The 7,204-nt window shown below is 66.6% G+C and carries 9 protein-coding genes and 1 tRNA gene; 4 read left to right on the top strand and 6 right to left on the bottom strand.

Features of this window, described 5'->3' with window-relative positions:
• Positions 1-397, bottom strand: a 397-nt coding sequence (locus E1286_RS44720; protein WP_165970211.1) for a helix-turn-helix domain-containing protein, incomplete at its 3' end; no start/stop codon positions are given.
• A 348-nt stretch (positions 398-745) separates the two neighbouring features.
• On the opposite strand from E1286_RS44720, the gene E1286_RS44715 reads away from it, so the two are divergent.
• A complete protein-coding gene (locus E1286_RS44715) occupies positions 746-1,249 on the top strand; it encodes a hypothetical protein (protein ID WP_132623106.1) in 504 nt (167 codons plus the stop codon).
• Positions 1,250-1,436: 187 nt separating this feature from the next.
• On the opposite strand, the gene E1286_RS44710 is transcribed toward E1286_RS44715, so the two are convergent.
• Complete coding sequence (locus E1286_RS44710) at positions 1,437-2,132, bottom strand: hypothetical protein (RefSeq protein ID WP_132623104.1); 696 nt, start codon at positions 2,130-2,132, stop codon at positions 1,437-1,439.
• Between the two features lie 327 nt (positions 2,133-2,459).
• Between E1286_RS44710 and E1286_RS44705 the strand changes: the two genes are divergently transcribed.
• Together E1286_RS44705 and E1286_RS44700 are read left to right on the top strand one after the other, a co-directional pair.
• Positions 2,460-2,969 carry a tyrosine-type recombinase/integrase gene (locus tag E1286_RS44705; protein ID WP_165970210.1) on the top strand — a complete coding sequence of 170 codons (510 nt, stop codon included), beginning with the start codon at positions 2,460-2,462 and terminating at the stop codon, positions 2,967-2,969.
• Complete coding sequence (locus E1286_RS44700; protein ID WP_165970209.1) at positions 2,896-3,666, top strand: site-specific integrase; 771 nt, start codon at positions 2,896-2,898, stop codon at positions 3,664-3,666. The genes E1286_RS44705 and E1286_RS44700 overlap by 74 nt, the downstream gene beginning before the upstream one ends.
• Positions 3,667-3,702: 36 nt before the next feature.
• Here E1286_RS44700 and E1286_RS44695 read toward each other — a convergent pair.
• The 4 genes from E1286_RS44695 to E1286_RS44680 all read right to left on the bottom strand — a co-directional run bounded on the left by E1286_RS44695 (position 3,703) and on the right by E1286_RS44680 (position 6,632).
• Positions 3,703-3,775 (bottom strand) — tRNA-Thr (locus tag E1286_RS44695).
• A 20-nt stretch (positions 3,776-3,795) separates the two neighbouring features.
• Positions 3,796-4,761 (bottom strand): 23S rRNA (guanosine(2251)-2'-O)-methyltransferase RlmB, encoded by a 966-nt coding sequence (gene rlmB / locus E1286_RS44690; RefSeq protein WP_132623098.1) that lies wholly within the window; start codon positions 4,759-4,761, stop codon positions 3,796-3,798.
• A 50-nt stretch (positions 4,762-4,811) separates the two neighbouring features.
• A complete protein-coding gene (cysS, locus tag E1286_RS44685; protein ID WP_132623096.1) occupies positions 4,812-6,203 on the bottom strand; it encodes a cysteine--tRNA ligase in 1,392 nt (463 codons plus the stop codon).
• A gap of 42 nt (positions 6,204-6,245) precedes the next feature.
• On the bottom strand, positions 6,246-6,632 hold the full coding sequence (locus E1286_RS44680) for a PPOX class F420-dependent oxidoreductase (RefSeq protein WP_132623094.1): 387 nt from the start codon (positions 6,630-6,632) through the stop codon (positions 6,246-6,248).
• 54 nt (positions 6,633-6,686) lie between these two features.
• On the opposite strand from E1286_RS44680, the gene E1286_RS44675 reads away from it, so the two are divergent.
• A partial coding sequence (locus E1286_RS44675) for a DUF2637 domain-containing protein (protein ID WP_132623092.1) occupies positions 6,687-7,204 on the top strand: 518 nt, incomplete at its 3' end.

Raw genomic sequence — 7,204 nt, 5'->3', positions numbered from 1 at the left:
GATACAGCGGCCGTTGCGGTGACATGCCCAGCTTGGCCAGCACCCGGCCGACGCTCACCAGCGACAGTTTCACCTTGAACTCGCGGCGGATCAGCTCGGCCACCATGGCCCGCGTCCACAACGCGAACCCGAAACTCAACTGGCGCGGATCATGACCCGCGATCAACGCATACAGCCGCGCCAGCTGCGCGTCATCCAGTCTGGCCGCCGGTCCGCGGGTCTTCTTCGTGCGCAGCCCTTCCGGGCCCAACGCCCGGTAGTCCTGCAACCACCCGAAAACCGTAGCCCGCCCGAAGCCGAGAATCTCCGCGACCAAATCCGGTGATTTCCCGCTCTCGATCAGCTGACACGCCCGCAGGCGCTCCTCAAAGCTGGCCCGCCGCCCCAACCTCGCCACGCATCGATCGTCCCACAAATGCCAACAAAAGTCCGAAAACCTGTGAACGAATTGGATCACCCTCGCGCAGCATCACGGAGCCCGATCTCGGACAGTCGGTGGGAGGTAGCAGCAGCCCGGGCAGCATGCTCATCCCTCGGTCAATGACACGACATCAGCTTGGGAACTGCATCAATCACGATCCCTGTAGCAAGGGATTGCTGGTCGCAGGGGGAGTCGGTGAGGTCGTGAGTGACCGTGGTTAACTGCTCGTTACCTTGGTTGATGGCCGCTAATGGCCCGACGATCAGCCGCTGATCCGGAGCTGGAGTACCCGCCGGAGGGAGTTCCTCAGGGATGATGGGTACTGTGCCTGACCTCTTGTGGGATGACGTGAAGTCTCTTTTTGACCCCGGTGTCAATGGAACGTTGCCTGACGCGGTCGTGGAAGGAACGACTGTCGAGGACTGGCAGGTGCTGCTTGATCTCGTTCAGTCGCAGGGTTGGCAGTGCGCCTACTCGCTGAGTGGCGGGTCGATGGAGCTTCCTTCGGCTGCTGACATGGTCGCCGCTGCATCCGCCGACGCCACGCCTGAGCTGAGAGTCTGGCCGGTCCCCGATGTCCTGGTGATTTTCCGGGTGCATCAGGCTGAGTCGATTGACTTCGACGTTGATCTCAGAGAACTCCAAGGGCAGGAGCGGTTGGACGTCCTGGTAGATGTCCTCCGCTTAATCGGACAGCGTCTCGGGAAGTCTGTGCTGATGACTCCGGAGGGATCCCCTGATCATCCGGCTCTCGGGTTCGATGTCGAGGCTGATCGGGTGGTGCTAATGGTTGATCCGATTGATGCGGGCGTGTTTAGCGACGAGTGAGGGAATCGAACCCGTACTGTCAGCTTGGGAACTCTCTCAAGATTATGCGCTCTGAGCAGGGAAACGCTGACCTGGACAGACGCCGGTCGAGTGACCGTGATTCCCCGCGATTCCCCCTTAGTCACCCTCCTGACGGGCACGCAACGGGCACGTGGGGAGACAGGGAGCCTCTCCTTCCTCGTCGTGCTCAGGCGACAGGTTCGGCTCTTTCGAGCACCGGATCGACTTCCCGACTTCTCAACCACGCCTTCCATTGGCTTACTTTGGGCTTGGGCGCCTCAGGGTGGTCTAACAACCACAGGAGGTACCGGGCCCGTAAGCGGAAACCCTCATCAGGATCATCGGCGATCTCAAGCAGGAGACGACGTAACCGCAATCCGCCAACCGCCCTGGCCAGTACGGCATATCCCACATCTTCACAACGGTGCTCACGCCGTACGGCAAGGCAAATCAAGTCAACCAGCTGATCGATCACCTCAGTCGCCAGATATGGCACGGCCCTGGCCAGATCATGTAACTGACCGTGTTTCGTCCCCCAGCTTTTGCCGGAGGCCATCCACTCGTCCGGGTACTGGGCCTCCCATTCCAGATAGAGCAGGACATACTTCAGTCCGGCCCAATCGGCGTAGGACTCAGCGGGAGTGAACTCCCACAAAGCATCCGGCAGTGTTCTTCGTCGCTCTGCGATGTATCGGCCTCCTGCCTGATCAGCGGCCGACAATCCCTCATCTCGCCAGACCTCATTGAAGGCATACAAAGCCTCACTACGGCGATCTTGAGTAACCCCCAGCCGCCCGCGCGCCCGCTCACGCCGAACAGGATCCTCCGAGATCAACTCGAACGTCCACCCCAAGCACCGATCCCACTCCTCAGCGGATTCCATGATCCCATTATCTGAGCTGCAGGCGGTTCGGACTACCTTCGCCGGAAGCTCCTGCTTCTCGATGTAACGGCGCTCAACCTCGTTCCTCGGTGAGCCAGGGTGAGGAACGAACCCTGGATCTTCGATCGCCCCCGACCACGGCAAACCTCAGCCACGATGAGGCGATCGCCGGGCTGCAGCTGGGCGGCGGTGCGACCAAAGGCCGGCGGGGACGTAGGTACGGCGACGGCCCGGAGCCCTGCCGCACGCGGGACCGGCCCCCAGGCCGCATGCCCGGCGTGCGCCACAGGCGCAGGGCCTGGCGACGGCGCGCAGCGCCGCCGCCGCTTGATCTACAAGGACGGCGACCACTGGCGCGGGGCGGTCTCCCTCGGTTATGGCCCAGACGGGAAGCGCGTCCGCAAGAAGGTTTCCGGCAAGACCCGGGCCGAAGTCGTCGAGAAAGTCCGCAAGCTCAAGGAGACCCTCGCCAAGGGCGCTCCCGTCCCAGATGATCGGCTGACCGTCGGCGCGTTCCTCGACCGCTGGTTGCTGCACCTGCCGGGTCACATCTCCGATGGGGCGTTGGACGACTACGAGGACACGGTACGGCTGCACCTTAAGCCGGGGCTCGGTCGTCACAAACTGACCAAGCTCACTGTGGCCCAGGTCGATGCACTCTGGCAGGCAAAGCGCGAGGCCGGCTACAAGGCGAACAGCGTCCGCAACATGCGGGCCGTGCTTCGGGAAGGCCCTGGGCCAGGCGGAACGGGAGGGGTTGGTCATGCGGAACGTCGCAGCGTTGTCGATGCCACCGCGCGTACCCGTGGAGGAGGGCCGGACGTTCACGGTGGATGAGGGAAAGCGACTCCTCGACGCCGTCGCCGATCATCGGATGGGCGTCCTCGTCCTCCTGGCCCTCGTGTTCGGTCTGCGTCGTGGCGAAGCTCTCGGGCTCATGTGGAACGCCTTCGACCTGGACGCCCGCACCCTCCGTGTCACCCACTCTGTCAAGCAGCTCAAGAACCGCGACCCGGGCTCCACCGCCAAGACCCGCATCGTGATCAGTGAGCTCAAGACCAGACGCTCACGCCGCGTCCTCTGTCTGACTCCCGAGCTGGTCGAGGCGATCAAGCGCCACAAGGCCGCCCACAACAAGGAGCGTCTCAAGGCAGGCGAGGACTGGACGGAGCACGGCCTGATGTTCCCCACTGCTTTCGGCAATCCGTCCGACCCGGACACCTTCTCGCACTTGTTCTCCCGCCTGACCAAGAAGGCGGGCCTCGGCCACTGGCACCCGCACGAGCTTCGCCGCTCCGGCGCATCGCTCATGCTCGCCCAGGGCACTCCCCTCCACGTCGTGTCAGAAGTCCTCGCCACGCCAGCATCGCGCTCACCAAGGACGTCTACGGGCACCTCTTGGAGGGCGACCGCCGCGCCGCGACCGAAGCCATCTCCAGCGCTCTCCTGGGGAGAGAGAGCCCGGTGGCTCCCAAGGTGGCTCCCAAAGACGCCGAAGACACCGGTTGAAGATCGAAAAGAGGAAGGCCCCTGACGGCGTCACGCCTGTTCAGGGGCCTTTCGGTTGCAGAGCCGACGAGGGGAATCGAACCCCTGACCTTCTGTTTACAAGACAGATGCTCTGCCGATTGAGCTACGTCGGCACGGCCTATCAGTGTAGACGCTAGGAACGCCTGTGACGAGCGGCTTCGTACAAGGCCACGCCCGCCGCCACCCCCGCGTTCAGCGACTCGGCGGCGGCGCGCATCGGGATGCGGGCCACCACGTCGCAATGCTCGCGCACCAGCCGGGAGAGCCCCTTGCCCTCCGAGCCCACGACCACCACCAGCGGCTCCGTCAGCAGCTCCACGTCGGCGATGTCGGCGTCGCCCGAGCCGTCGAGGCCGACCACGAACAGACCCGCGTCGCGGTATTCGCGCAGCGCCGCCGTCAGGTTGGAGGCGCGGGCCACCCGGAGGGTCGCCAGCGTGCCGGCGGAGGTCTTCCACGCGCCTCCCGTGACCCCGGCCGAGCGGCGGGACGGGACGAGCAGGCCGTGCGCGCCGAACGCCGTGGCGGAACGGGCGATGGCGCCCAGGTTACGCGGGTCGGTGACCGAGTCGAGGGCCACGATCAGCGGCGCCTCGCCGGCCTCCTCCGCGATGTCCACCAGCTCGGACGGGTGGGCGTAGTCGTATGCCGGGATCTGCAGAGCGATGCCCTGGTGGACGCCGCCCTCCGTCAGGCGGTCGAGCTTGTCGCGGCTGACCTCCAGCAACGCGATCCCGCGCTCCACCGCGATCTTGATGGCGTCGCGTACGCGGTCGTCGTTGTCGACGCGCTGGGCCACGTAGAGGGCGTTGGACGGCACGCCCGCCTGCAGAGCCTCCAGCACCGGGTTGCGCCCGCCGATGTATTCGGGGGCGTCTTCGGAGCGCCGCTGCGGGCGCGCGGGCCCGGCGCGCCGGGCGCCTCCGCGCTCCTCGCGTGAGATCCGCTCGGTGCGGGCCTTGTCCTTGTACCAATGACGCATCTCGGCAGGCGGAGTAGCGCCCCTGCCCTCGAGCGACCGGCGTTTCTGCCCTCCGGTGCCCTTGGACGGGCCCTTCTTCTTCGCGGGCCTGCCCGAAGCCTTACCCCCTGCTGCCATGCCTCAAGGGTACTGGCGCCTCCGCACACCTCGGGCCGCAAAGAACCGTTCTAGCGGCTGAGCTCCCAGCGGGGCCCGTGCGGGGTGTCCTCCACTGTGATGCCGGCGGCGGACAGCTGGTCCCTGATCGCGTCGGCGGCAGCGTAGTCCTTACGCTCGCGGGCCGCCTTGCGCTGCTCCAGCGCCACCGCCACGAGCGCGTCGACCACCGGCGACAGGTCGGAGCCGGTGCCGCGCCACTGCGGCGAGCGCGGGTCGAGGCCGAGCACGTCGAGCATGTTCTGGGTCTCGGCGAGCAGCCGCGCGACGGCCTCCTTGTCACCCCGCGACAGCGCGACGTTGCCCTCTCGCACCACCTCGTGGACGACCGCCAGCGCCTGCGGCGTGCCGAGGTCGTCGTCGAGCGCGTCGACGAACGCCTGCGGCAGCGGCGCGTCGGCGTCGACGTCGTGGATGACCTCGGCGGCCCGCGTCACGAAGCCCTCGATCCGCTGGTACGCGGCCGCGGCCTCCTGCAGCGCCTCCTCGGAGTATTCGATCGAGGAACGGTAGTGCGGCGCCGCCAGGTAGTAGCGCAGCTCCACGGGCCGGACCTTCTGCACCATCTCGGGGATCAGCAGCGAGTTTCCGAGCGACTTGCTCATCTTCTCCGCGCCGATCCTGACCAGGCCGTTGTGCATCCAGTGGCGGGCGAAGCCGTCGCCGGCCGCCTGCGACTGGGCGATCTCGTTCTCGTGATGCGGGAAGATCAAGTCGATCCCGCCGCCGTGGATGTCGAACGTCGATCCGAGGTATTTCGTCGCCATGGCCGAGCACTCCAGGTGCCAGCCGGGACGCCCCGGGCCCCACGGCGTCGGCCAAGTTGGCTCGCCCGGCTTCTCGCCCTTCCACAGGGCGAAGTCGCGCGGGTCGCGCTTGCAGGACTCGTCGTCGGTGTCGGCCGCCGGCCGCATGTTCTCCAGCCGCTGGTTGGACAGCGAGCCGTAGCGGTCGGCGTACGACTGGACGTCGAAGTAGACGTCGCCTCCTGACGCGTACGCGTGACCGCGGGCGATCAGCTGCTCCATCAGGGTGATCATCTCGGGCACGTGGCCGGTGGCCCGCGGCTCGACCGTCGGCGGCAGGCACCCCAGCGTGTCGTACGCCCACGTGAAGGCGCGCTGGTTGCGCTCGGCGACGACGAACCAGGGCACGCCCTCCTCGGCCGACACCCTGATGATCTTGTCGTCGATGTCGGTGACGTTGCGGCAGAACGTCACGTCGTAGCCGGACCGCATGAGCCAGCGCCGCAGCACGTCGAAGTTCACGCCCGAGCGGATGTGGCCGATGTGCGGAGGAGCCTGCACGGTCGCCCCACACAGGTAAATCGACGCCCGGCCGGCTTCGACCGGAACGAATTCACGGATGGCGCGCGTGCTGGTGTCGTAGATGTGCAGGCTCACAGCGCAAGGCTAACGCCTCACGGCCGCCACCACGTCGATTAATCAGCTCCGCAAAGTGACTCGCTCAGGAGAAATCCGTACGATCAAACGTTCGGTGCCCGGCTTGTCCTCCCATGGGATGCCTCGGTACTTCTGTGACAGTTCATCGATGAGCGCGCCCTCGGGGTCGGGCGTCATGGTGACCCGGCCGCGCACCTCGACGTACCGGTAGGGGTCGTCGGGGTCGATGACGAGCAGGCTCACCCGCGGGTCGCGCGCGAAGTTCCGCGGCTTCCGCCGCCCCTTCACCGTGGAGAACAGCACCTCGTCGCCGTCCGTACGCACCCACACGACCGTCGACTGAGGGCCTCCGTCGGGGTTCAGACTGGTCACGGTGGCATAGTTCGGGGCGTCCAAGAGTTTGCGGACATCTTCCGACAGCTTGACCATGCGGTCCTCCCTTGATCGGCCGAGACCCCCATTGTTCTGTAGGCTCGAACCGCCATGGACGTGAATCCCCCCTCTACGCTCCGCCGCCTGGGCATCGCCCTGGCCGGGCTCTCGGTCGCCGCCCTCACGGGGGCCGCCTGCGCGCTCTCCTTCGACGATCTGCGCGCGCTCGCCATCACGGGCGAGGCGCGCCAGGACCTGGCCTTCCTCTATCCGGCCGCCTTCGACGCGCTCCTGGTGGTGGCGCTGCTCGGCGTGCTGCTGCTGCGCCAGGCCAGGCTTCTGGTACGCCTCCAGGCGGCGTTCGTGCTCATCCTGCTCATCGCGGCGGCCGCGGCGGTCGATGTGGCGTCGGCGGTGCGGTTCGCGTTCGACGTACGGCAGGCGGCCATAGGCGTGGCCGTGGCGCCCTGGCTGATGGTGGCCGTGGCGCTGTGGTTGTGGCTGCTGCTGATCAAGCACGTACAGGCCGGTCGGGTCGCGCGCGGCGCCGACGACGAGGCCACGGCCGAACGCGACATCGTGCCCTTCGACGGCGGTCAGACGCCGCCCCCGCTGGACACTCGGTCTCC

The organism is Nonomuraea terrae (assembly GCF_004348995.1).
Classification (GTDB): Bacteria; Actinomycetota; Actinomycetes; order Streptosporangiales; family Streptosporangiaceae; genus Nonomuraea; species Nonomuraea terrae.
The sequence above is the reverse complement of the archived record's forward strand: the minus strand, read 5'-3'. Positions and strand labels throughout refer to the sequence as shown.